At 61.9% G+C, this 23978-nt stretch carries 27 protein-coding genes and 1 tRNA gene; 20 read left to right on the forward strand and 8 right to left on the reverse strand.

Annotated features, from left to right (window positions below; translation table 11 throughout):
- Window positions 1–45 precede the first annotated feature (45 nt).
- The 6 genes from DK261_RS17075 to DK261_RS17100 all read left to right on the forward strand — a co-directional run bounded on the left by DK261_RS17075 (window position 46) and on the right by DK261_RS17100 (window position 4091).
- The gene (locus DK261_RS17075) at window positions 46–1485 is read left to right on the forward strand and encodes a PLP-dependent aminotransferase family protein (RefSeq protein ID WP_009047866.1); all 1440 of its coding nucleotides are present in this window, start codon (window positions 46–48) and stop codon (window positions 1483–1485) included.
- A gap of 79 nt (window positions 1486–1564) precedes the next feature.
- Window positions 1565–2077 (forward strand): translation initiation factor 2, encoded by a 513-nt coding sequence (locus DK261_RS17080; RefSeq protein WP_110176052.1) that lies wholly within the window; start codon window positions 1565–1567, stop codon window positions 2075–2077.
- A gap of 168 nt (window positions 2078–2245) precedes the next feature.
- Window positions 2246–2500, forward strand: a complete 255-nt coding sequence (locus DK261_RS17085; protein WP_007928142.1) for a YkgJ family cysteine cluster protein — start codon at window positions 2246–2248, stop codon at window positions 2498–2500.
- A 43-nt stretch (window positions 2501–2543) separates the two neighbouring features.
- Window positions 2544–3152, forward strand: a complete 609-nt coding sequence (locus tag DK261_RS17090) for an START domain-containing protein (protein ID WP_009047868.1) — start codon at window positions 2544–2546, stop codon at window positions 3150–3152.
- A gap of 117 nt (window positions 3153–3269) precedes the next feature.
- Window positions 3270–3527 carry a hypothetical protein gene (locus tag DK261_RS17095; protein ID WP_028681983.1) on the forward strand — a complete coding sequence of 86 codons (258 nt, stop codon included), beginning with the start codon at window positions 3270–3272 and terminating at the stop codon, window positions 3525–3527.
- Window positions 3528–3749: 222 nt separating this feature from the next.
- On the forward strand, window positions 3750–4091 hold the full coding sequence (locus DK261_RS17100; RefSeq protein WP_009042886.1) for a ribonuclease E inhibitor RraB: 342 nt from the start codon (window positions 3750–3752) through the stop codon (window positions 4089–4091).
- A 490-nt stretch (window positions 4092–4581) separates the two neighbouring features.
- Here DK261_RS17100 and DK261_RS17105 read toward each other — a convergent pair whose 3' ends face one another.
- A complete protein-coding gene (locus tag DK261_RS17105) occupies window positions 4582–5394 on the reverse strand; it encodes a cytochrome c (protein WP_016704998.1) in 813 nt (270 codons plus the stop codon).
- Between the two features lie 686 nt (window positions 5395–6080).
- On the opposite strand from DK261_RS17105, the gene DK261_RS17110 reads away from it, so the two are divergent.
- From DK261_RS17110 to DK261_RS17120, 3 genes are all read left to right on the forward strand, one after another.
- Entirely contained in the window at window positions 6081–7286 is a 1206-nt protein-coding gene (locus DK261_RS17110) for an acetyl-CoA C-acetyltransferase (protein WP_016704997.1), read from the forward strand.
- Between the two features lie 25 nt (window positions 7287–7311).
- Window positions 7312–9456, forward strand: a complete 2145-nt coding sequence (locus tag DK261_RS17115) for a 3-hydroxyacyl-CoA dehydrogenase NAD-binding domain-containing protein (RefSeq protein WP_009047873.1) — start codon at window positions 7312–7314, stop codon at window positions 9454–9456.
- 104 nt (window positions 9457–9560) lie between these two features.
- Window positions 9561–10289 (forward strand): amidotransferase, encoded by a 729-nt coding sequence (locus tag DK261_RS17120; protein ID WP_016704995.1) that lies wholly within the window; start codon window positions 9561–9563, stop codon window positions 10287–10289.
- Between the two features lie 80 nt (window positions 10290–10369).
- Here the strand turns inward: DK261_RS17120 and DK261_RS17125 are convergent, their stop codons facing one another.
- The 3 genes from DK261_RS17125 to DK261_RS17135 form a co-directional block, all read right to left on the reverse strand.
- Window positions 10370–11341, reverse strand: a complete 972-nt coding sequence (locus tag DK261_RS17125; RefSeq protein WP_009047875.1) for a magnesium and cobalt transport protein CorA — start codon at window positions 11339–11341, stop codon at window positions 10370–10372.
- A gap of 131 nt (window positions 11342–11472) precedes the next feature.
- A complete protein-coding gene (locus tag DK261_RS17130) occupies window positions 11473–12195 on the reverse strand; it encodes a 1-acylglycerol-3-phosphate O-acyltransferase (RefSeq protein ID WP_009047876.1) in 723 nt (240 codons plus the stop codon).
- Window positions 12196–12409: 214 nt separating this feature from the next.
- A complete protein-coding gene (locus DK261_RS17135) occupies window positions 12410–13099 on the reverse strand; it encodes a crotonase/enoyl-CoA hydratase family protein (protein WP_009047877.1) in 690 nt (229 codons plus the stop codon).
- 318 nt (window positions 13100–13417) lie between these two features.
- Between DK261_RS17135 and DK261_RS17140 the strand changes: the two genes are divergently transcribed.
- The 9 genes from DK261_RS17140 to DK261_RS17175 all read left to right on the forward strand — a co-directional run bounded on the left by DK261_RS17140 (window position 13418) and on the right by DK261_RS17175 (window position 17538).
- Window positions 13418–13507, forward strand: a tRNA-Ser gene (locus tag DK261_RS17140).
- A gap of 322 nt (window positions 13508–13829) precedes the next feature.
- The gene (locus DK261_RS17145) at window positions 13830–14111 is read left to right on the forward strand and encodes a hypothetical protein (protein ID WP_009047878.1); all 282 of its coding nucleotides are present in this window, start codon (window positions 13830–13832) and stop codon (window positions 14109–14111) included.
- A gap of 42 nt (window positions 14112–14153) precedes the next feature.
- Entirely contained in the window at window positions 14154–14621 is a 468-nt protein-coding gene (locus DK261_RS17150; RefSeq protein WP_232290999.1) for a cupin domain-containing protein, read from the forward strand.
- Between the two features lie 224 nt (window positions 14622–14845).
- Complete coding sequence (locus DK261_RS17155; protein WP_009047880.1) at window positions 14846–15034, forward strand: hypothetical protein; 189 nt, start codon at window positions 14846–14848, stop codon at window positions 15032–15034.
- 347 nt (window positions 15035–15381) lie between these two features.
- Window positions 15382–15795 (forward strand): hypothetical protein, encoded by a 414-nt coding sequence (locus tag DK261_RS17160; RefSeq protein ID WP_009047882.1) that lies wholly within the window; start codon window positions 15382–15384, stop codon window positions 15793–15795.
- 113 nt (window positions 15796–15908) lie between these two features.
- Entirely contained in the window at window positions 15909–16067 is a 159-nt protein-coding gene (locus tag DK261_RS33200) for a hypothetical protein (RefSeq protein ID WP_164485447.1), read from the forward strand.
- A 42-nt stretch (window positions 16068–16109) separates the two neighbouring features.
- The gene (locus DK261_RS17165) at window positions 16110–16298 is read left to right on the forward strand and encodes a hypothetical protein (RefSeq protein ID WP_009047884.1); all 189 of its coding nucleotides are present in this window, start codon (window positions 16110–16112) and stop codon (window positions 16296–16298) included.
- Window positions 16295–16657, forward strand: a complete 363-nt coding sequence (locus DK261_RS17170; RefSeq protein WP_028681990.1) for a hypothetical protein — start codon at window positions 16295–16297, stop codon at window positions 16655–16657. Before DK261_RS17165 ends, DK261_RS17170 begins: the two co-directional genes overlap by 4 nt.
- Window positions 16658–16842: 185 nt before the next feature.
- Complete coding sequence (locus DK261_RS17175) at window positions 16843–17538, forward strand: HAD-IA family hydrolase (protein ID WP_009047886.1); 696 nt, start codon at window positions 16843–16845, stop codon at window positions 17536–17538.
- A gap of 150 nt (window positions 17539–17688) precedes the next feature.
- On the opposite strand, the gene DK261_RS17180 is transcribed toward DK261_RS17175, so the two are convergent.
- Complete coding sequence (locus DK261_RS17180) at window positions 17689–18435, reverse strand: 3-oxoacyl-ACP reductase family protein (RefSeq protein ID WP_009047887.1); 747 nt, start codon at window positions 18433–18435, stop codon at window positions 17689–17691.
- Window positions 18436–18560: 125 nt separating this feature from the next.
- On the opposite strand from DK261_RS17180, the gene DK261_RS17185 reads away from it, so the two are divergent.
- Window positions 18561–19484 carry a LysR family transcriptional regulator gene (locus DK261_RS17185; protein WP_009047888.1) on the forward strand — a complete coding sequence of 308 codons (924 nt, stop codon included), beginning with the start codon at window positions 18561–18563 and terminating at the stop codon, window positions 19482–19484.
- Window positions 19485–19553: 69 nt separating this feature from the next.
- Here DK261_RS17185 and DK261_RS17190 read toward each other — a convergent pair whose 3' ends face one another.
- From DK261_RS17190 to DK261_RS17200, 3 genes are all read right to left on the reverse strand, one after another.
- On the reverse strand, window positions 19554–20282 hold the full coding sequence (locus tag DK261_RS17190) for an aspartate/glutamate racemase family protein (protein ID WP_009047889.1): 729 nt from the start codon (window positions 20280–20282) through the stop codon (window positions 19554–19556).
- Window positions 20283–20337: 55 nt separating this feature from the next.
- The gene (locus tag DK261_RS17195; protein WP_110176053.1) at window positions 20338–21867 is read right to left on the reverse strand and encodes an NCS1 family nucleobase:cation symporter-1; all 1530 of its coding nucleotides are present in this window, start codon (window positions 21865–21867) and stop codon (window positions 20338–20340) included.
- A gap of 549 nt (window positions 21868–22416) precedes the next feature.
- The gene (locus tag DK261_RS17200) at window positions 22417–23151 is read right to left on the reverse strand and encodes a phosphoadenylyl-sulfate reductase (protein WP_016704990.1); all 735 of its coding nucleotides are present in this window, start codon (window positions 23149–23151) and stop codon (window positions 22417–22419) included.
- Window positions 23152–23320: 169 nt separating this feature from the next.
- Here DK261_RS17200 and thrH point away from each other — a divergent pair, with 169 nt between their 5' ends.
- Entirely contained in the window at window positions 23321–23938 is a 618-nt protein-coding gene (gene thrH / locus DK261_RS17205) for a bifunctional phosphoserine phosphatase/homoserine phosphotransferase ThrH (RefSeq protein ID WP_009047891.1), read from the forward strand.
- The last annotated feature ends 40 nt before the right edge of the window (window positions 23939–23978 follow it).

Here is a 23978-nt window from a genome sequence, read left to right on the forward strand (position 1 = left end):
CGTCATCCACAAGAATAAAATGCCGGTGAAATCGAGTGCAGCGTCATGACCAATCTCTTGCTTTATCAACGTATCGCTCAGCAGCTGGCTGAAGATATCCGTCGTGGTGTGTACCAGCCCGGGGAACGCGTGCCTTCGGTACGCAAGATGAGTTCCCAGCTCAACGTCAGCCATGCCACGGTGCTCCAGGCCTACGCCAATCTCGAGGACCAGGGGCTGATCCGCGCCCGTCCGCAGTCGGGTTATTACGTGCACCAGACCCCGGCGCTGACCGCGCCGACCCCGGACATCGCCCGGGTCGAACGGCCGGGCCTGGTGACGCGCAGCAGCATCATTCATCAGGTGTTGGTGGAGTCGCGCCGTGAAGGCGTGTTTCCGCTGGGCGCTGCGGTGCCCAGCGTCGATTACCTGCCGGTGCGGGCGCTGCACCAGCAACTGGCCAAGGTGACCCGTTTCCACAGCCCGCGCGCCTTCAGCTACATGTTCAGCCCCGGCTTCGAGCCGTTGCGCCGACAGGTGGCGATTCGCATGCGCGACGCCGGCGTGGTGGTCGATCCGTCCGAAGTGGTGATCACCCACGGCTGCGTGGATGCCCTGCAGATGTCGTTGCGCGTGCTGACCCGCCCAGGTGACCTGATCGCCGCGGAGTCGCCGACTTACTACGGCCTGCTGCAACTGGCCGACCTGCTCGGGCTCAAGGTCATCGAGATTCCCAGCGACCCTTCCACCGGCATGAGCCTGGAGGCGCTGCAACTGGCGGCCAACCAATGGTCGATCAAGGCCCTGGTGCTGACCACGCGCCTGAGCAATCCACTGGGCGGCACCATGCCGGAAGAGCGACAGAAGCAATTGCTGCGCCTGGCCTCGGATTTCGATATCCAGGTGGTCGAGGACGATATCTACGGCGAACTGATGTTCGAGGTCGGTCGTACCAAGGCGCTGAAAGCCTATGACCGGCTGGATCGGGTGATCTATTGCTCGAGCTTTTCCAAGACCCTGTCACCCGGCGTGCGCATCGGTTGGATGATTGCCGGCAAGTACCAGCAGGAAATCCAGCGCTTGCAGACCTTCAGCACTCATTCGGCCTGCAGCGTCACCCAGATGGGGGTCGCGGCCTACCTGGAGAACGGCGGTTACGACCGGCATCTACGTTTTATCCGTCAGGAGTACCGCAAGAACCTCAGCGCGTTTCAGCTGGCGGTGCAGCAGTACTTTCCAGAGGGCACGCAGATTACCCGTCCGAACGGCGGTTTCATTCTCTGGGTCAGCCTGCCGGGGCGGGTCAATACCCAGGAATTGCATGTCCGGGCATTGCAGCAGGGCATCAGTATCGCGCCGGGGCTGATCTTCAGTAATACCGAGCAGTTCAACCACTGCATTCGCCTCAACTGCGGCACCCCGTGGAATCGCGAGGCCGAGCGAGCCTTGATGACCCTGGGCATGTTGGCCAGCCAACTGTGCCAGGAGGCCGCGGGCGGTTTTTGAAGGATCGGTTACCGCGCTTGTTTTCGCGCGGTCAACAGGCGAGCATATGGCTCTTTGCCGCCGATCCTGTTGTTTCCCTATGAAAGCGATTTTTCCTGTTGCCTGGGTATTGGTCAGTGTCTTGAGTGCTTTCGGCACGGCCAGCGTTCTGGCGGCTCCGGCCCAGGAAAAGGTCGCGGCAAGCGCCACCGCGAATAAGTCGCAGAAAACCGCAGCAGCCAAGAAAGCCGCGCCGGTAAAGAAGACGGCAGCGACCAGCAAGGCCAACCCCAAGGCCAAGGTCCAGAAAAGGCGCGCGCCGATTGCCTCCAAGTCCAAGCCTGCCAGCGAAGTCGTGAAGACGCGTTTGCCATCAGCCAATGTGGATCTGAGCCTGCCGCCGGAGATGGTCAAGCAATTGCAGCCGATCGGTTCGGTCAACCAACCCAAGCGCACTCCGTTGTTGCCGCCGATGTTCGGCGAGAAACCCAAGGACGACAGTCCGTTCCAGCTCAACGGCCGCCTGCTGAGCAACGAAATGCAGTTGCAGCTGCGCAATGACGAGCGGCGTGATGTGGAAGGCGCGGCGCTGGATTTCGAGTTCAAGCAGTAAACCCTCATCCTGACTGTGACCCGCGGCCCTGACGCTTTGTCGGAGACTGGTCAGTCACGCGAGCCCGAGAGCAAAAACCAGCGGATGGCCAATTTCAAACGGCTGTTTTAGCGGTTACTCTAGTCCGCGTCATTTCAATACTTTTCCCGTCGCGAGGAGCTTGTCGTCATGAACTGCCGTGAAGGCTGTGGCGCCTGTTGCATTGCCCCTTCCATCAGTACCCCGATTCCCGGAATGCCCAATGGCAAACCGGCCGGAGAACGTTGCATCCATCTTTCTGTCGAACTGCTGTGCGGTTTGTTCGGCCAACCCGAACGGCCCGCCGTCTGTGGTGCGTTCCAGGCCGATGTCGAAGTCTGCGGCGGCAGCCGGGAAGAGGCTATCCGCTTGTTGGGCTGGTGGGAGCAAGTGACGGCGGCGTGAAGTGTTTTCAATGAACGGAACTTCAACAATAAGGAATAAGACAATGGGTTCGCTGCATCGAATTGCTGTGCTCTGTGGGTTGACCGTTCTGCTCTCGGCAACCGCCCACGCCGAAGATTGGCAAACGGCCAAGGATGAAGACGGCATCAAGGTCTCCTTGAGTGAAGTGGCCGGTTCCAAATACAAGGCCTACCGGGGCGTCACCACCATGAAAACCAGCGTGGCCAAGCTGCGCGCGCTGCAGGACGACGTGACGGGCGCCTGCGCCTGGATTCACGAATGCAAGTCGCAGAAACTGCTCAAGCACGAAGGTGAGCAGAGCTGGACCTACACCCAGTTCAATACCCCGTGGCCGGTTACCCCGCGTGATTCGGTGCTGCACGTCACCACCAGCGAAGCGGCCGACGGCAGCCTGACTCGCAAGCTCGAAGGCGTACCGACCTATGTTCCCGACGAGAAAGGTTTCGTGCGTGTCGCCCAGGTCGAAGGTTTCTGGAAATTCGTGCCCAAGGGCGCGGACCAGGTCGAAGTGACCTACCAGGTGCACACCGAGCCGGGCGGTAGCGTGCCGTCCTGGCTGGCCAACAAGTTTGTCGTGGATGCGCCGTTCAACACCCTCAAGGCTCTGAAGGCGCGCGCCGAAAAGCCGTAAGCGTCGATCGTTGCAAAAAAAAAGGCTGCCCCAGGGCGGCCTTTTTTAATGGCGCCGCCGGGCCCCTGGTTTGAACGATTACTGGCTCTTCAGGGTCGACATCTTGTGAGTCCATCCATGGGCTTCATCAAGGAGGCACTGATGCAAAAGTGGCAAGTCACTTTCGTTGACGATCATGGTGTCCAGTCAGTGGAGCAATTCGACTGTGAGCAGCAGCCCAGTATGGAGGAGGCGGCACAATTGATTCGCGCAAAGCTCCTGCCGGTTCCGGCCGAGCTTGACCTCAACGATCTGGAGGGGCGTACCGATGACCCTACGCTCAAGAGCCTGAAAGATCAGAACAGCATTCAAATCCTCAGCATTGCTCCAATTTAATCTTTAATGCGCAAAGCCCTACCGAGCTTGAACCCAGACCTTGGCAGCGCCTGCGTCTTGGCGCTACTCTGCATTCGAGATCAGCGAATGAATCGCTAAGGTCTGGTCTTGTCAGCTACATGCTTGTTTCCTGGCGGCGATCTTCTCGCCGCAAGCCTGCACCGTGCGGTGACAGGCAAGGGAGTACGGAAAGTCTATCCATCGGTTTGAGGAGGACGTTTCATGAGCACAGCCTATCAAGAAGACATCAGCAGCAGCGTGCTGCGCCGCATGAAAGAAGGCGGTTTCGACTTTTCACGATTCCATCCCATCGAGTTCTACGCCATTTTCCCGGACGAGGAGCGGGCACGCAGGGCGGCAGGGCAGTTCCGCGGTGAATCCTTGAATGCCCAGGTCAGCGTGCGCGATGACGGCGCCTGGTACCTGGAGCTGAGCAAGGTGATGTACGCCACCTACGGCGGCATCGGCGATTTCGAGCAGGACTTTGAAGCGGTGGTCGCGCCCCTGGGCGGGATCATCGAGGGTTGGGGCGTGAAGCAGGAGGTTCGAGGGCGACTCGTTTAGTGCATATGAATAGCGTCAAGACTCAGCATCGGCTGACCTTCGGGTCGGCCGATTTCGTTTCTGCCTCCGGGATCTGTAGGAGCGCAGCTTGCCCGCGATAAGGGGACGCGGTCTTTCGGCAAAACCGCATCGGCCTTATCGCGGGCAAGCCTCGCTCCTACAAAACGCGCGGGCAAAAAAAGGCCACCCGCTGAGGGTGGCCAAAAGGGAAGACCGGTAGGAGAGGAAACCGGTCGGGACATTCCAGGGCCGGCTGCCATGGGCGCCATGAAGGGGGGGCGTCGACTGCGCGCCTTGGCGGCGCTGAAGTCATCTGCGTTGTTGCAGCGAATTCTGCGCAGTTTTGCCCAGGAGGTGAAATCAAGTCTGGCTATGTCGTCGATAGCCATTGCATTACGTTGCAATAGAGCGGCCGCCGAGGAGTTCACTCGACTGTAGGAGCGAGGCTTGCCCGCGATGACGTCCCGAAGGACACCTCCCCGAGCCAGCTTTATTGCGCCGCCTGTTTACGCCCCGCCATATGCTTCAGATACCCCACCAGCAACTCCAGCTCGGCATCCGGCAATACGCTGCTTGCGAAGGCCGGCATCTTCGCCTGTGGCCAGCGGCGCAGGCTCTGTGGGTCGCGGATGTAACGCTTGAGGAAGTCCGCGCCGAAATACTCGGTGGGGCTGTAGGGGATATTCAGGTCCGGGCCGAACTGCGAGTCGCCGGCGCCGTTGAGGCGATGGCAGGCCAGGCAGTTCTTCTGGAACAGGGCGAAGCCCTGGTTCACCGGGTCGTCGGCCGCCAGCTTGGGGTCCGGGCGCAGGGCTGGGAAGCGTTCCGCCACCGGCGCCAGGCGCTTGATGCTCGCCACTTCGAACGGCCATTGCTCGGGGCTGATATGACCAGCCTGCGGGTTGGTCCACACCAGGTAGAAAGGCCCGGCGCTGTGCTTGCCTTCAGCCAGGGGCGGCCAGGGCTTGGCCGGGTCTTCGATGGCCAGCCAGGCCTGGGCGCCGTCCTGGGTGAGCAGGGGCGCGGCGGGCAGTTCGGCGGCGAAACCGTCCAGGGCGACGGCCTGCAGATGGTCATCGGCCTTGACGCCGGTGAGCAGGGCCGAGATCGGCACCGCGCGGTAACTCATGTCGCGTTTGTATGACACGTCATCCTTGACGGTGACGGTCCGGGCCAAAGGGTGCTTGAGCAGTTCATCGGTCTGCCAGGTGCGGCTGCCGGCCCCCAGTTCCAGGGTCAGCTGCGCGGCATGCACGGGCGTGGTGAGCAGCAGGGCGCTGCACAGGAGGATAAGAGATTTCAATTGATCGCTGTTCCGTCGCTGGGGTGGAGAGCTCCGCGTAGGGCCTGTCTCCAGTTTTCTGATAAGCACGACAACGCCCTGATTCAGCGTGGCCGCGGCGTCAGAAAGAGTGGCACACAAGTGCCGGCCCCGGTAGCGAACCGGAGCACAAAGATTCGATTGCGTGACGGGATGGCCACGCCTCTAGCCGATCACTTTGGTGAGGTTCGGCAAGATCAGAAGCAAGGTGGTTGCGAACAGAATGAGCCCCGCTTGACGGACTTTCGAATGCTTGAACATGGCTGAATGCCTTTTGTTGTTATTCCTGAACATCAACTGCATGCCTGCCGCTTCACTATGGTCAGGCGATGTGTCCCTTTTCTTACGCGTGCACCGGCAAGACCCGGCTGCAACGATTCACTGCCTACAGTCCTACCTTAGGGTCCTTGTAACCCTTGGCTTAGATCCATTTCATATCAGCTAATAGGCGGATGCTTTAAAAAACGCATGAGGCCTATTGCCATCTTCTTGCCCGCCCTTTGTCTAGACAGTTCCGTTATGCGGCGGGCGGAATCCATTAGCTCACTACCGTTCGTCTGAGCGTGACCGTCAAGGTCAGTGAGCGCATCGGTCATTGAATCCGGGGCCCTCGGGGCCAAGAGTGGGAGCCCTGTCATCATTCATCTGCACAGCGGTTCGAGGACGTCATGACCCAGGCTTTGATATTCGATGCATTACGCACCCCCCGTGGCAAAGGCAAGGCCGATGGCGCCTTGCACAGCGTCAAGCCGGTGAACCTGCTGGCCGGGCTGCTCGATGCCCTGCAGCGGCGCACCGGACTCGACACCAGCCAGGTCGACGACATCGTGCTCGGCTGCGTGACGCCGATTGGCGACCAGGGGGCCGACATCGCCAAGACTGCGGCGCTGGTCGCCGACTGGGACGTCAGCGTGGCCGGGGTGCAGATCAACCGCTTTTGCGCCTCGGGCCTCGAGGCGGTGAACCTGGGCGCGATGAAAGTGCGCTCCGGCTTCGAGGACCTGGTGGTGGTCGGCGGCGTCGAGTCGATGTCACGGGTGCCCATGGGCAGCGACGGCGGCGCCTGGGTGCTCGACCCGCAAACCAACATGCACAGCCATTTCACCCCGCAAGGCATAGGCGCGGACCTGATCGCCACCCTGGAAGGCTTCAGCCGCGAGGATGTCGACAGCTTTGCCCTGCAATCCCAGCAAAAGGCCGCGCGGGCCAGGGCGGCGGGGGCTTTCAGCAAGTCCCTGGTACCGGTGCAGGACCAGAACGGTATCGTCCTGCTGGATCACGATGAATTCATTCGCGCCGATTCCACCCTCGAAGGCCTGGGCAAGCTCAAGCCCAGCTTCGAGATGATCGGCCAGATGGGGTTCGACGCTACCGCCTTGCGGGTCTACAGCCATGTCGAGCGCATCCACCACGTGCACACCCCGGGCAACAGCTCAGGGATAGTCGATGGTGCAGCGCTGATGCTGATCGGTTCCGAAGCCAAGGGCCGGGCGCTGGGCCTCAAGCCGCGGGCGCGGATCGTCGCCACGGCGGTCACCAGCACCGATCCGACCATCATGCTCACCGGGCCGGCGCCGGCCACGCGCAAGGCACTGGCCAAGGCCGGGCTGCGGGTCGAGGACATCGACCTGTTCGAGGTCAACGAGGCGTTCGCCTCGGTGGTGCTGAAGTTCATCAAGGACATGGCCATCGACCCTGGCAAGGTCAACGTCAATGGCGGCTCCATCGCCATGGGCCACCCGCTGGGCGCCACCGGCTGCGCGATTCTCGGCACCCTGCTCGACGAGCTGGAAGCGCGGCGCCAGCGTTACGGCCTGGCGACCCTCTGCGTCGGTGGCGGCATGGGTATCGCCACCATCATCGAACGCCTCTGAGCCCTGACTTCAAGGAAACACTTTCATGACCGAAGCCATCCGTTACGACAAGGGCCAGGACCAGATCGTCGTTCTGACCATCGACATGCCGGGCCAGAGCGCCAACACCATGAACGCGGTGTACCGCGAGGCCATGGCCGCCTGCGTGGCCCGCCTGCAAGCCGAGCAGGAATCGATTGCCGGGGTGATCGTCACTTCGGCGAAAAAGACCTTCTTCGCCGGCGGCGACCTCAATGAACTGATCAAGGTCGGCAAGGCCGAAGCCCAGGCCTTCTATGACATGGTGCTGACCCTCAAGGGCCAGCTGCGGGCCCTGGAGACCCTGGGCAAGCCCGTGGTAGCCGCGATAAACGGCGCAGCCCTGGGCGGCGGCTGGGAGATCTGCCTGGCCTGCCATCACCGGGTGGCGCTGGACGATCCGTCGCTGCAGATCGGCCTGCCGGAAGTGACCCTCGGCCTGCTGCCGGGCGGTGGCGGGGTGGTGCGCATGGTGCGTTTGCTGGGGCTGGAAAAAGCCCTGCCGTATCTGCTGGAAGGCAAGAAGGTGCGGCCGCAACAGGCGCTGCAAGCCGGCCTGATCGATCAACTGGCCAGCGACCGCGACGATCTTCTGGCCAAGGCCAGGGCGTGGATTGTCGCCAACCCGGCGGCCAAGCAGCGCTGGGACGTGGCCGGCTACCAGATCCCCGGGGGCACGCCGTCGCACCCGAAAGTCGCGCAGATGCTGGCCATCGCGCCGTCGATCCTGCGCAGCAAGACCCAGGGCTGCCTGCCGGCGCCGGAGAAGATTCTCTGTGCGGCAGTGGAGGGTGCCCAGGTCGATTTCGATACCGCGCAGTTGATCGAAGCCCGCTATTTCACCGAGCTGACCACCGGCCAGGTGGCGAAAAACATGATCGGCACCTTCTGGTTCCAGCTCAACGAGATCAATGCCGGTGGCTCCCGTCCCCAAGGTTTTGCGCCCTATGTGACCAAAAAGGTCGGGGTGCTCGGTGCCGGGATGATGGGCGCCGGGATCGCTTATGTCAGCGCTGTGGCCGGTATCGAGGTGGTGCTCAAGGACATCAACCTGGCGGCGGCCGAGAAGGGCAAGGCCCATTCGGCGGCGCTGCTGGAGAAGAAGGTCGCCCGTGGCCATTTGAGCGCCGCGCAGCGTGACGCCACGCTGGCGCGAATCCGCACCACCGAGCAGGACGCCGACCTGGCCGGTTGCGACCTGATCATCGAGGCCGTGTTTGAGGATCGCGAGCTCAAGGCCAGGGTCTCGGCGGCAGCGCAGCAAGTGGTGGGGGCGCAGGCGGTGATCGCATCCAACACCTCGACCCTGCCCATCAGCGGCCTGGCCAAGGCGGTACCGGATCAAGGCAAGTTCATTGGCCTGCATTTCTTCAGCCCGGTGGAAAAAATGCCCCTGGTGGAAATCATCAGGGGCGAGCAGACCAGCGATGAAACCCTGGCGCGCGGTTTCGACTTCGTCCAGCAGATCAAGAAGACCCCGATCGTGGTCAACGACAGCCGCGGCTTTTTCACTTCGCGGGTGTTTGGCACTTTCACCAACGAAGGCATCGCCATGCTCGGCGAGGGCGTGGCCGCGCCGATGATCGAGACCGAGGCGCGCAAGGCGGGGATGCCGATCGGTCCGCTGGCGATCTGCGACGAGGTTTCCCTGAGCCTGCTGAGCCATATCCGCCAACAGACCGCCAAGGATCTGCAGGCCGAAGGCAAGCCACTGCCGGAGCATCCGGCCTTTGCCGTGATTGACCTGCTGCTCAATGAATACAAGCGCCCAGGCAAGGCCGCGGGCGGCGGTTTCTACGACTACCCGGCCGGGGCGCAGAAGCACTTGTGGCCGCAGCTGAAAACCCGCTTCGAGAAAGCCGACGGGCAGATTTCGCCACAGGACGTGCGCGATCGCCTGTTGTTCGTGCAGGCCATCGAAACCGTGCGTTGTGTGGAGGAGGGCGTATTGCGCTCGACGGCCGATGCCAATATCGGCTCGATCTTCGGTATCGGCTTCGCGGCCTGGACCGGCGGGGCCTTGCAGTTCATCAACCAGTACGGCCTGAGGGACTTTATCGCCCGTGCCCAGTACCTGGCCGAGCAATATGGCGAGCGTTTCGCGCCGCCGGCGCTACTGTTGGAGAAGGCCGCCAAGGGCCAGTTGTTCTGAGTCTGAAGGGATTAAAGTGATGCATCGCGGGGCTTGCCTTGGTCGGGCGTTTCAAGGCAGGCTCTGGGGTGTTCATTATTCCCATCACGTGTCAGGTATTTTTTATGTCGCTACGCATCTGCATTCTGGAAACCGACATCCTGCGTCCAGAATTGGTCGATCAATATCAGGGTTACGGGCAGATGTTTCAGCGCCTGTTCTCACAGCAGCCAATCGCTGCCGAATTTACCGTCTACAACGTGATGCAGGGCCACTACCCGAGCGACGACCAAAGCTTCGACGCCTACCTGGTCACGGGGAGCAAGGCCGACTCCTTCGGTACCGACCCCTGGATTCAAACCCTCAAGACTTACCTGCTGGAGCGTTATAAGCGCGGCGATAAACTGCTGGGCATCTGTTTTGGCCATCAACTGCTGGCGTTGCTGCTGGGCGGCAAGAGCGAACGCGCGACCCAGGGCTGGGGCGTGGGTACCCACAACTACAAGCTGGCGGCCAAGGCGCCGTGGATGAGCCCTGTGGTGGAGGAGCTGACGCTGCTGATCAGCCACCAGGACCAGGTGACCGCCTTGCCGGAAAACGCCACGGTCATCGCTTCCAGCGATTTCTGCCCGTTCGCGGCCTATCACATCAATGACCAGGTGCTGTGCTTCCAGGGCCACCCGGAGTTCATCCACGACTATTCGCGGGCCTTGCTGGACCTGCGCCAGCAGCACCTGGGCGAGCAGGTCTATCAAAAGGGCATCGCCAGCCTGGACCGGGATCATCACGGCAGCACCGTTGCCGAGTGGATGATGCGTTTTGTCGCGCACAAGCCGCAGGCCGGGTCGGTTTGAATCCATAGCCGCATCGCCAGCCGGCTCGCTTCTACAAAGGCCTCAAGGCCCTTGTAGGAGCGTCCTGCCCGGCTCCGCTGTCAGAGCCACCCCGAGCGCTTGAAGCTCGCCCACAACCCGGTACAGCCCAGCACCAGGAACGCCAGCACGCCGAAGTAGCCATAGTGCAGCTTCAGCTCCGGCATGTTGTCGAAGTTCATGCCGTAGATCCCGGCCACAGCGGTCGGGAACGCCAGGATCGCCGCCCAGGCGGCGAATTTGCGTTGCACCACGCTTTGTCGCGAGGCCTCCAGCAGCACGCCAATCTCGATGGTCTGGCTGGCGATATCGCGCAGGGTCGCCAGGTCTTCCATCTGCCGGGTGACGTGGATCTGCACGTCGCGAAAGTACGGGCGCATGTTCTTGTCGATAAAGGGGAAGCTGAGCTTCTGCAGCTCTTCGCTGATCTCCACCATGGGCGCCACATAGCGGCGCAGGCGCAGCACATCGCGGCGCAGGCTGTGAAGGTGCTGGATATCTCGCTCGTTGAGCGAGCTGCACAACACGCTGTGCTCCAGCGCGTCGATCTCGGCATGGATCGCTTCGCTGACCGGCTGGTAATTCTCGGTGACGAAATCCAGCAGCGCGTAGAGCACGAAGTCTTCGCCGTGCTCGAGCAGCAACGGTCGTGCCTCGCAGCGCTGGCGGACGAACGCATAGGATTTGGAATGGCCGTTGCGGGCAGTGATGATGTAGCCGTTGCCGGCAAAGATGTGGGTCTCGATGAATTCCAGCTTGCCGTTTTCGCGCACGGGCGAGTAGGTGACGATAAACAGCGCGTCGCCGAAGGTTTCGAGTTTCGGCCGGCTGTGTTTTTCCAGGGCGTCCTCGATGGCCAGTTCGTGCAGGTTGAACTGGCGTTGCAGATTGGCCAGTTCCTGGGCGTTGGGTTCTTCGAGGCCAATCCAGACGAAGTGCCCGGGTTTGGCAGCCCAGGCTGCACCTTCGTCGAGGGTGATATCAGTGACTTTTTTACCTGCGCTGTAGACAGCGGCGGCAACAACTCTACCCATGGTTCCTGTTCGCTTCTTCTTATCGAAATGAGGAGTGAGACTCCGTGCAGCTTAGCCCCATGACTGATCAGAGTCAGCCTGCTGGGCGGAGTTCGCCGGCAATAAAAAAGCCCGCACGCGGCGGGCTGTTTTCAGGCGGTCTGTAGCTGGCGGTCCATCGACTCGATGCACTCGCGCATCTGTTCGCGGCATTGCTCGATCAGCCTCGGCATGTCGTCCAGGCTCAGCCCGGCGGTGGGAATCGCCGGCAGCGAACGGATCAGGATCCTGCCGCTGTGCCAGCGGTTGAGGCGCATGTGGCGGATGTAGCTGCTGGCGCACACCGGGACGATCGGCACGCCGGCGGCGATGGCCATCTGGAAGGCGCCTTTCTTGAACGGCAGCAGGTCTTCACCGAGGTTGCGGGTGCCTTCCGGGAACACCCAGATCGAGGTGTCCTTGTGTTGCAGGGTATGGGTGGTGGTCAGCATCGAGCGACGTGCCTTGTGCGCGTTGCCGCGGTCGATCAGCACGTTGCCCGCCAGCCAGAACAGCTGGCCGAACAGCGGCACCCACTTCAGGCTCTTTTTGCCGATGCACACGGTGCGCTGGGGCACCACGTTGCCGAACACGAAGAGGTCGTAGTTGGACTGGTGGTTGGCGATGATCACGCAGCTCTTGGGCTTGTCCATCAGCGGCCCGACTTCGGCCTTGACCCGCAGGCGCAGAATGCACATGGCAGGCAAGGCATACAGGCGCGCGCACAGGCGGCTGTTATCCGGGTTGAACGGGCGGCACAGCCCCAGCACCACGCCGAGAATCCCCGCTGCAATAAAATGCAGGCCCATCAATAACATACGAAACAGATACAGCATCTACAGGCCCACCGGGGACAAAAGGTGGCGCAGTGTACGGATGTGCACTGTTTTCGGCAATTACCTGTATAGAAGGGGAAGATGGCCGATGTTTAAGCGCATGTTTCCAACTCTTTGCTCAGTGGCGGGCTAGAGCATCGCGCCGGTCTTTCTCGCGCTGCGGGCATAAAAAAGCCCGACGCAGGGCCGGGCTGGTATGCGATGGGCTCAAGCTTCAGCCCAGGTGTTCCTGATCGAGGATGATCGCGTTGTCCAGGGCTTCCAGCAGCGCCTTGCGCACTTTCAGCTTGGTGTTCTTGTGGGCGGTCATGTTGATCTTCTTCAGTTGGCGCGCGGCGGCCAGGGCGGCGCCTTGCAGCTCCTCGGCGCTTACTACCTTGTCGAGGAAGCCGGCATCCACCGCGCCTTGCGGGTCGAACATCTCGCCATTGATCACCGAGCGGTGCAGCGCGGATTTGCTTAGACGGTCACGGGCCAGCTCGATGCCGGCGTGGTGCATGGTCATGCCGATCTGTACTTCGTTCAGGCCGATGCTGAACGGACCTTCGACGCCGATGCGGTAGTCCGCCGACAGCAGCAGGAACGCACCCTTGGCCACGGCGTGCCCAGGGCAGGCGACGATGACGGGGAAGGGGTGCGACAGCAGGCGGCGGGCCAGGGTCGAACCCGAAGTCACCAGGCTCACGGCTTCCTTGGGGCCGGCGGTCATCACCTTCAGGTCGTAGCCGCCCGACAGAATGCCGGGCTGCCCGGTGATGATCACCACCGCGCGATCGGTGATGGCCTGGTCCAGCGCGGCATTGAAGGCGGCAATCACGTCCGGGGAAATGGCATTGACCTTGCCATTGCTCAAGGTCAGGGTCGCGATACCGTCTTCGAGGTGGTAAGAAATCAACTCACTCATGACGCAATTCCTTGTATTGAAGTGGGGCAGACGTTACCCACGGTCACAGGTCAGGTAAAGCGCTGTGACTGACTGGTGAGTCAGCCCTTTCTGGCCTGACAAGCGTAGCCGGCCACCTGGGGCGCGTATCGGCTCTGCTATATAGCTGCCAGCCAGGCCAGAGATTGGCCGGTTTGCCATGACGCTGATGTCGTCGAAGTGCCGGAATCCAGAGAAATGTCTTAAGCGCATGAAAATTCTGAAAAAAACCTTTGCCATCAGAAAAGCTTTCGACTACATTAGCGCGCCTCGACAGACTGAATCGGTTTGACGAGACACGGTTGGGTGTCCGAGTGGCTTAAGGAGCACGCCTGGAAAGTGTGTATACAGGAAACTGTATCGAGGGTTCGAATCCCTCCTCAACCGCCATATTCGATCGACGCAAAACCCCTGATTTCCTCGAGAAGTCAGGGGTTTTGTGCTTTCTGGGGCCTGTTTGTCGCGGCCGTTGGCGAGCGGCTTCTTTGCTGAACGCCGTTTCCTCGCCACGGTCAAAATCATTACGAGTTCGCAACAACCAAGGCTGCTCCAGCGAGGTATCGATCACGCTGGATACCTGAGTGGTCTTGGCTTGGTTACCCCTGCGAAGCCTGGCGGCCCGGTCACCTTGAAGGTGAGGTTTTCCGCCGATATCAGGCGGGCATCAGCGTGCGGTTTTCTGTGCCCCGTACTGGCTACGAGGAGACGCGCAATGGTCATTCACTTCAAGGTCGCCGGGCATCTGGCCTGCGGCCACAAGGGTTCCAATCTCATGTCCAGCACCGAGCCGGCGCGGGTCAAATGCCGCAGTTGCCGCAATACCGAGGTGTTCAAGGAAGCCCGCAAGAATCAGCGCAATGCGGCACGTCGAGCGGCGCGCAAAGCGAAGGCTGCGCACACGGGCGATTGGCGTGCAGCCTGGACCCAGCGGCTGACGGCCATGGCGGGCTTGCAGCGTCTGCCTCGGGGCTTTGGTGGGCAACCTTACGTTTAGCGTTTGTCCCGGGCACCCCACCCTTTCAGGTCTAGAATGGTCATGCGCATCGAGTGGGGCGATGCTGGCGGTCTGCGAGCGTGGGGCGATGTTGCCGGCGCCGGCAGGCTTTGCAGCTACTCAATCGAGGGCACGATCATGTCCACGCACGAACAGGTCACCGAGCACAAATCCTTCTCCGAACCGGACGAGACCCGCGAGTTTTCCAATGGCAAGGCAGAGATTCTGAAGATCGGTCAATGCGAAGTGGGGCGCTTCACGTTCAAGCCGGGCTGGCGCTGGTCGAACGATATCCGGCCGCTGGCGCAGACACCGAGTTGCCAGGCGCCGCACTTTCAGTATCACGTGGCCGGCAAGCTGGCGATCCTGATGGATGACGGCACTGAAATCATCGCTGGACCGGGCGATATTACCTCCCTGCCTAAAGGTCATGACGCCTGGGTGGTGGGGGATGAAACCGTGGTGGTGGTCGACTGGTTCGGGGCCAGCAACTACGCTCGTAAGGTCTAGGCGAAAGGCAGTCGCAAAGGAGCTGATGCAGGCCATTAGCTCCTTTTTCAACGACGATCCACTCCCTTGGACGAAGAGTCCCGGTTTGGGCCATTCGTCGGTCTTTTCTCCTGTGAACTGCAAGTCCGTAAATGACCGTCTAGTCTGAAACGCCGTGACGGTCGATATTTTCTAGGCAGTCAGGTGCTTGCCGGTATCGACCGGTTGTTGGAGGGAGCAGGGAGATGAGCGATCCTTATATCGAGGACAACGGGGATGAGTTCCCAATCAACAACCTGGTGCGCTGCGGTCAGGCAGCGTTCGACAGCGAGCCACCGATCAAGGCATCGGCAGGCAAGACCAGGACCAGTGCGTTACCCAGGGTGACCCAGACAAAGTTTTTCCCGAAAGCGGCGCTTCCTAAGAGAAGGTAGCCTTCATACCGAACGACCCCGCTTCCGGGCGGGGTTTTTGTTACCTGAACAATGGGCCGCCGCGGTCGATTTGAATGAAGTTGGACCTTTCGTCTTATCCGTTGCACAAGGTCGCGGGGTTTTCACAATTTATTCACAAGCGACTGCGTAGGCTCAACTCATCCGTTAAAGCAAATCCTATTAGCCCGTCTCCCCAGCGGGCTTTTTTTTGCCTGGGTGAAAACTCTTTGCGCAAAAACGGTCCAACACTTTGACTAAAAGGATTACAGCGTTGCGCTGTCGCCGCTCAGCTTTAGTCAGACACCGCTATAGAATGACTCTCCAGCATCTTTTTCGAGGTTTACATCATGCGTTTAACACTGCCTGCTCTGGTTTTGGGGCTTCTGGCTGCTCAAGGTGCGATGGCCGCCGGTGATGGCACTGCTGCGGTCGGCGGCGGTTTGGGTGGCGCGCTGGGCAACGTGGTTGGACAACAGATTGGCGGCAGCACCGGTGCCGCGGTGGGTGCGGGTATTGGCGGCGCTGCCGGCAGTGCGGTCGGTGCCCGTAAAGGCAGCCGTACCGAGGCGGCCATCGGTGGCGGTCTGGGTTCGGCCGGCGGTTCGGTGATCGGCAACAAGCTGGGCGGCAAAACGGGCTCGACCATTGGTGCAGGCCTGGGTGGCGCGGCCGGTGGTGCCTTGGGCAGCAGCATGGGTGATGATGACCATCACTCCGGCGGCAGGAAGCACAAGAATAAACACAAGCACAAGCACGACTGATTCTGCTGCAGTGCGCAAAAAGCCCGGCCTTGTGCCGGGCTTTTTTATGGGAACGAATATCGCTCCAGCCCCTCGAATTCAATGATGGACACACTGTGTCGACGAGGTTTGCCATGACTCCGGAAACGGCTGACAAGAAAGAAGACGATGCCTCGGGCGTGCCCCTGGTCAACGATCCGGGCAATGAAGACCCGGGCTCGCTGATGGATGACGCCCTGGTGCCACTGAGCGATGACGATGAGGCAGGCGAGTCGGAGGAAAAACGCCCGTGAAGTCTGCTTCCTGCACGCCGGCATGACCGGTGTGAGGTACATATGAAGCATGATCCGAAACATCTCGACCGGGATGAAACGCCCGAATATCCGCTGCCGTCCCCCACGGATGCGCTGACTCCCGAGCAGATCCTCCCGGACGCCAACGCCGAGCAGGAGTTGTCTCGACCCAAGCCGCAGCGCAAGGCGGCCAGGGGCAAGCGTCGCACCGCCCCGGGAGGCTCGTCGTGAGCCGGGCAAAACTGCTGAGCCTGGTGCTGGTCGCCCTGGTGTCGATTTTCTTCTTCTCCAGCCTGGCAGAATCCGCTGACGGACGGGCTCCAACCCATCCTTCCGGGCGCTCTTTCGAGGGCGGTTCCGGCAGCGATCTGATGCTGCGACCTGGGGCTCTGGGCGGGAATGGTGTAGGTGTCACGAACAGCCGTTCCCGAGCCGACAATGCGCGCGGCTCTTCCGGCCAGGGCGGCGGCATGGGCTCCACCGGCGTCAATGGTTCCATCATGGGCGGCGGCGGTGCCGGCGGTGGAACCGGCAGCGCGGGTGGCGGCACCGGCGGTCCCGGAGGCGGCAGCGGACGCGCGGGGCGCTAGCTTGCTTTATTCATTCGCCGAGACCATCGAGCCCGGCCTGTCCGGGCTTTTGTCTGCCTGCGCGCTGGCCTGAGGTTGCTCCCTGTCATCCGCCGCGGCTATGCTGCTGAACCCTTTAATCGGGCAAAAAACTGGCCGTACCTGAGCCGCTCCCCGGGATGTTTTTTGTTAACGGATCAGATGCGATGAATGCACAGTTGAATGATGTGGGCCCGATCAAGGCCGTGATTTTCGATATGGACGGTTTGCTGCTGGACACCGAAGGCATCTACACCGAGGTGACCCAACTGATCGCCGATCGTTACGGTCGCACCTTCGATTGGACGGTCAAGCAGAACATCATCGGCCGTGGCGCCGCGGACCTGGCCCGCTATGTGGTCGAAGCCCTGGACCTGCCGATCACGCCGGAGGAGTTCCTGGTGATTCGCGAGCCGCTGATGCGCGAGCGTTTCCCCCGCGCGCTGGCGATGCCGGGGGCGCAGGAGCTGGTGCAGCACCTCAAGGCCAATAACGTGCCGATCGCTGTGGGCACCAGTTCTTCGCGCCAGTCTTTCGCCCAGAAAACCACCTTGCACGGCGACTGGTTCGCGCTGTTCGACACCATAGTCACCGCCGACGACCCGGAAGTGGGCGCGGCCAAGCCGGCGCCGGATATCTTCCTGACCGCCGCGCGGCGCCTGGGCGTTGCTCCCGAGGATTGCCTGGTGTTCGAGGATTCGCCCTTCGGTGTCACCGCGGCGAAAGCGGCGGGGATGACCGCGATCGCCATTCCCGACCCGGCGATGGCGGACGCCAAGTACGCCCATGCCGATGCCATTCTGCGTTCGTTGAAGGGGTTCCAGCCGGCGGCCTGTGGCTTGCCGCTGCTGCAATGGAGCTGAACCTGTAGCCGCTGCCGCAGGCTGCGATCGACTCCGCAGGAGGCGCCGTTCTTGAAGCCCTATCGGGCTTATCGCAGCCTGCGACAGCCCCTACAAAAAACGCCGGGCCACCTGATGAAGGTGCCCCGGCGTTTTTCATGGGCGCAGGAATCAGGCGCTGAAGCCACCATCGATGCTCAGGCTGGCCCCGGTGATGTAACCCGCTTCCGGTCCGGCCAGGTAAGCCACGAAGCTGGCGATTTCCTCCGCGTGGCCGTAGCGCCCGATGGCCATCAGCGGGATCAGGCTTTCGGCGAAGTCGCCGTGGGCCGGGTTCATGTCGGTATCGACCGGGCCGGGCTGCACGTTGTTGATGGTGATGCCCCGTGGGCCGAGGTCGCGGGACAGGCCTTTGGTCAGGCCGACCAGGGCCGACTTGCTCATGGCGTAGGTGCCGCCGCCGGCAAAAGGCATGCGTTCGGCATTGGTGCTGCCGATGTTGATGATGCGCGAGCCTTCGCCCATGTGCCGGGCTGCTTCCTGGGTGGCGACGAACACGCTGCGAATGTTGATGGCCAGGGTCCGGTCGAAGTCTTCCAGCTTGAAGTCTTCCAGCGGGCCGACGGCCAGGACGCCGGCGTTGTTGACCAGGATGTCCAGGCGGCCAAAGGTTTCGACCGTGCTGTCGACCGCCTGGCGGATGGCCGCGGCATCGGCGCTGTCGGCGAGGATCGCCAGGGCCTTGCCACCGGCCTGGGTGATGCTGTCCTGCAAGGCCTGGGCCTTGGCAGTGGAGCTGACGTAGGTGAAGGCGACAGCGGCGCCTTCGGCTGCCAGGCGTTGCACGATGGCGGCGCCGATGCCGCGGGAACCGCCTTGAACCAAGGCTACTTTGCCGCTGAGGGATTGGGTGGTCATGTCGTTCTCCAAAAGTCCAAGGCGGGCTGCCTTGTGGTTGGAGTCGAGTATCGACCTCGGATTAGGTGCTGTGTAGATAGGAATCGCTCTAGTCTGTATAAACCAGAAGTTTAGAGTGAGGCGCCATGGAAACCTTCAGCAGCATCGAATGCTTCGTGCGCAGCGCCGAAGTCGGCAGTTTTGCCGAAGCCGCGCGGCGCTTGAGCCTGACCCCCGCCGCAGTGGGTAAAAGCGTGGCCAAGCTCGAGGCCCGGCTTGGGGTCAGGCTGTTTCAGCGCAGCACCCGCCGCCTGACCCTGACCGAGGCCGGCAAGCTGTTTCTCGATGAGGTCAGCGCCAGCCTGTACACCATCCAGAACGCCGTGGCCAACCTGGCCAGCGCCGAAGGGCGCCCGGCGGGCACCCTTAAAGTCAGCATGGGCACGGTGTTCGGGCGGCTGTACATCGTGCCCATGCTCGGCGAATTCCTGCGGCGTTTCCCGGAGATCAGCCCGGACTGGCATTTCGATAATCGCCAGGTGGACCTGATCGGCCAGGGCTTCGACGCGGCGATCGGCGGCGGCTTCGAACTGCCTCAAGGGGTGGTGGCGCGACGGCTGAGCCCGGCTCACCGCATCCTGGTGGCCTCGCCGGAGTACCTGGCGCGCTGCGCGGCGATCGAACAGCCCGAGGATTTGCAGCATTGCGAAGGCATCCTGATCCGCTCGCCGCAGACCGGGCGGATACGTTCCTGGGCCCTGACCAGTCGCACCCGGCAGCAAAGCCCGCTGAACCTGAAGGCGCGGATGACCATGAGCGATTCGGAAGCAGCCTGCGCCAGCGCCGCCCAGGGCCTGGGGGTGGCGTTGGTGAGCATGCCGTTCGCCGTCGGTTATCTGAATGCCGGTACCCTGCAGCGGGTATTGCCGGACTGGTACGTCGACGACGGCAACATCTCGATCTACTACGCCGAGCACAAACTCTTGCCGGGCAAGACCCGGGCCTTCGTCGACTTCGTGATCGAGCAGTTCGCCGTGCTGGGCCTGGAGCAACGCTTCAGCGCGGTTTGAAGAAGCGCGCAAACCCGCTTCCTGTAGGAGCGAGCTTGCTCGCGATAGGTCCTCGACGAAAGCGCCGATTCAGCGCCCGAAGCGCCCTGGCCAGCCGATGATGGTCTTCGGCCGCGGCGTGGCATAGGTGCGCACCTTGGAGGTGGACAGCCCCAGGCGCACCAGGGATTCGGCAATGGTCACCGCCGCGGTCACGCCGTCCACCACCGGCACGCCGGTGCGCTGGCGGATCTGCTCGTCCAGGCCGGCCATGCCGCCGCAGCCCAGGCAGATCACCTCGGCCTTGTCTTCGCTGACCGCCAGCTCGGCCTGGCGCACGATGGCTTCCACGGCGCGCGCCGGGTCCTGTTCCAGCTCCAGCACCGCCAGCCCGCTGGCGCGTACCGAGGCGCAACGGTCGTACAGGCCGGAGAGTTTCAGGCGATCCTCGATCAGCGGCACGGTGCGATCCAGGGTAGTCACCACCGAGTAGGCGTGGCCGAGGAACATCGCGGTGCTGGCGCCGGCGTCGGTGATGTCCACCACCGGCACGTTGAGCAGCTCCTGCAGGCCTTCGCGGCCGTGCTCGCCATAACCGGCCTGGATCACCGCGTCGTAGGGCTGGTCGTAGGACAGCACGCGGTCCATGACGGCGATGGCCGCCAGGTAGCTTTCGAAGTTGCCTTCGATGGAGTCGGCGCCGAAGTGTGGGGTCAGGCCGATGATTTCAGTGCCGGGCGCGGCCACGGCCTGGGCCTGGCGGGCGATGGCCTGGGTGATGGAGTCGGTGGTGTTGACGTTGACCACGAGAATTCGCATGGGCTGTCCTTATCGATGAGGCATTCGGGGCCCGCCGCACGCGGGCCGTTCAAGGTTAGTGGCAGACGTTGTCGACTGCGATGGATTCGCCGCTGACATCCGCATAGTGTGGCTGGCGTTTGGCGATGATCAGGTACAGCAGGCCGGCAATGCCGGCGCCGATCAGCCAGGAGAAGGGCGAGACGCTGGCAAACCCCGGCACCAGGGCCAGGACAATGGCGATCAGCGCCGACGGAATGAACGCCGCCACCGCCCGCAGGTTGACCCCGCGGCTGTAGAAATACGCGCCTTGCGGGTTCTCGCTGTACAGCTCGGGCACGTTGATCCGGCCTTTGCGCAGCAACCAGTAGTCGACCATGATCACCCCGTACAGCGGCCCTAGCAGGGCGCCGAGCCCGGACAGGAAGTACACGATCACCAGCGGGCTGTTGTAGAGATTCCACGGCAGGATCAGCACCGCGAGGGTCGCGCTGATCAGCCCGGCGCGGCGAAAGGTCAGGTATTTCGGCGCCAGGTTGCTGAGCACGAAGGCCGGGGCGACGAAGTTCGCCATGATGTTCACCGCCACGGTGACGATCAGGAACGCCAGGCAACCGAGCACCAGAAAGAAGGTGTTGGGGATCGAGGCGATGATTTCGGTCGGGCTTTCGATGATCCTGCCGTTGATCTGGAACTGCGCGCCGCAGAGCAAGACGGTGATGGCCGCGAACACCAGGATGTTCACCGGCAGCCCCCAGAAGTTGCCGACCTTGATAGTCCGACGGCAGGGCGAGGAGCGGGCGAAGTCGCAGAAGTTGAGGATCAGCGTGCCGTAGATCGCCAGCCACAGCGCGCCGCCAGCGAAGATCTGGCGCCACATCTCGCCACCGCTCAAGGGCTCGCGGATCGACCAGGCGATGCTGGCGTCGGCCTGGGTGAACATCCAGGCGGCGAGGGCGGCAACGGTCACCAGGATCACCGGTCCGGCGAAGGCTTCGTAACGCCGGACCATTTCCATGCCATAGGCGAGGATTGTCAGCTGGACCAGCCAGATCGCCACGAAACACACCCAGCCCAGGCTCGACAGGCCGAGGATCGAGTTGTGGTCGTAGTCGGCGAAGCCGGGGTGGATGGCCGTGAGCAAGACCCGGAACACCACCGAGGCCAGGTACGTCTGGATGCCGAACCAAGCGATGGCGATCACCGCGCGGATCAGCGCCGGAATCTGCGCGCCATGGATGCCGAAGCTGATACGGCTGATCACCGGGAAGGGCACGCCGGTCTTCTGGCCCATATAGCCGGACAGATTCATGAAGAAGTACACCAGCGCCGCGCCGATCCCCAGGGACAGGAGGATCTGCCAGCCGCCCAGGCCCAGGGCGTACAGGCCGATGGCGAAGGAGTAATTGGCGATGTTGTGCACGTCGTTGGTCCACAGGGCAAAGATGCTGTATCCACCCCAGCGCCGGCCTTCGACCTTGGTCGGCGCCAGGTCGCGGTTGTGCAGGCGTGGGCTGAGGTCGACCGTGGCGGCGGTGCCGGGGCCGAGGTGGGTGTGGGAGGAGGGCAAATCCAGTGCGATGTTGTTGGCAAGGCTTGTACGCATTCCGGCAGGCTCCTGATCGCGGACCTGCGCTGACTGTGCTTGAGCGCAAGGCTCGGCAGTCTTCGGCTGGGGTCCGGGAATCACTGGGTTCTGGGCATCTGCAGGCGGATTCGGGAACCCGGCTTGCGGATATAAAGTGTATGTATTTTTTATTTAAGTTGTATACAAGATGCGAAGCGACTTAAGCCACTTCCGTGCCAGAACCCAATCTAAGCAAGCGACTGATAATTTCGGTTTGTTCTTAATGATTTCTAAGTAACTGAAACTACGAAATTATAAATTGACCGTTCGAACAGGTATTTATTTTCGAGGGGATGGGGTGTAAGCGCGATGGAGGACGGCCCAGGGAGAGGGGTGTAACCTTTTGGGGCGTCGAGGCATAAAGTGCACACAAAAATGGCACCTGTGGTGACACTTGTGTGTACAAGATTTTTGCCGGGAGGAGGGCTTCTGTAGGAGCGAAGCTTGCTCGCGAGACGGCGTACCTGGCACACCGCTTCGCGAGCAGGCTTCACTCCGACAGACCAGAGGAAAGAGGAATCGGGGGCTTTAGCCCTTGCTGATGATATTGCCGGCGTGCAGGCCGCATTCCTTCTGCGTGGCTTCTTCCCACCACCAGCGGCCTTCGCGCTCGTGCTGGTTCGGCAGCACTGGGCGGGTGCAAGGCTCGCAGCCGATGCTGATGAAGCCACGCTCGTGCAGGCTGTTGTACGGCAGTTCGAGCATGCGGATGTAACCCCAGATCTCTTCGCTGGTCATCTGCGCCAGCGGGTTGAACTTGTACAGGGTGCGTTCCGGGGTGGAGAAGGCGCTATCGATCTCCAGTACCGCCACCTGGCTGCGGGTGCCCGGGCTCTGGTCGCGACGCTGGCCGGTGGCCCAGGCGCTGACGGTGGACAGCTTGCGGCGCAGCGGTTCGATCTTGCGGATGCCGCAGCACTCGCCGTGGCCGTCCTTGTAGAAGCTGAACAGGCCTTTCTCCTTGACGAAAGGATCGAGCTTGGCGTGGTCCGGCGAAACCACTTCGATGTCGATCTTGTAGTGCTCGCGTACCTGCTCGATGAAACGATAGGTTTCCGGGTGCAGGCGACCGGTGTCGAGGCTGAAGACCTTGACGTTCTTGTTCAGCTTCCAGGCCATGTCCACCAGCACCACATCCTCGGCACCACTGAAAGAGATCCACAGGTCATCGCCAAACTCGGCAAAGGCCAGCTTGAGAATGTCCTGGGCGGATTTTTGGGCATAGGTCGCGGCGAGTTCAGCGACATTGAACGATGGGCTCATCAGGGCGGTTTCCTACAGGTCGGTGGCGCTGAGCGCTCTAGATACTGGCGATGGTAACAAAATCCGCCCCCGGCTGGCGCGCTCCTTGCGTTGCGTGGGCTGGGGCGAATCGCTAGAGTTCGGCAGTCCTTTTGCTCGCTCGAATAACCAATACAAATGGGAGTGTCTCGTGGAAATTGCCTGTCTCGACCTGGAAGGTGTACTGGTCCCGGAAATCTGGATCGCCTTTGCCGAAAAAACCGGGATTGAATCCCTCAAGGCGACCACCCGGGATATCCCCGATTACGATGTGTTGATGAAACAGCGCCTGCGGATTCTCGACGAGCACGGCCTGAAGCTCTCGGACATTCAGGAAGTGATCGCCACCCTCAAGCCGCTGGACGGCGCCATCGAGTTCGTCGACTGGCTGCGCGAGCGTTTCCAGGTGGTGATTCTGTCCGACACCTTCTATGAGTTTTCCCAGCCGCTGATGCGCCAGCTGGGCTTCCCCACGCTGCTGTGCCATCGCCTGGTCACCGACGACAGCGGCCGGGTGACCGGTTACCAGCTGCGCCAGAAAGACCCCAAGCGCCAGTCAGTGCTGGCCTTCAAGAGCCTGTACTACCGGGTGATCGCGGCGGGGGATTCGTACAACGACACCAGTATGCTCGGCGAGGCCGATGCCGGGATTCTGTTCCATGCCCCGGACAACGTGATTCGCGAGTTCCCGCAGTTCCCGGCGGTGCACAGCTTTGCCGAGCTGAAGCAGGAGTTCCTCAAGGCATCGAACCGCGAGTTGAGCTTGTAATGCTGTACCTGTAGCCGCTGCCGAAGGCTGCGATCGGCCG

It is taken from the genome of Pseudomonas sp. RW409, from assembly GCF_003184125.1.
Taxonomy (GTDB): Bacteria; Pseudomonadota; Gammaproteobacteria; order Pseudomonadales; family Pseudomonadaceae; genus Aquipseudomonas; species Aquipseudomonas chlororaphis_I.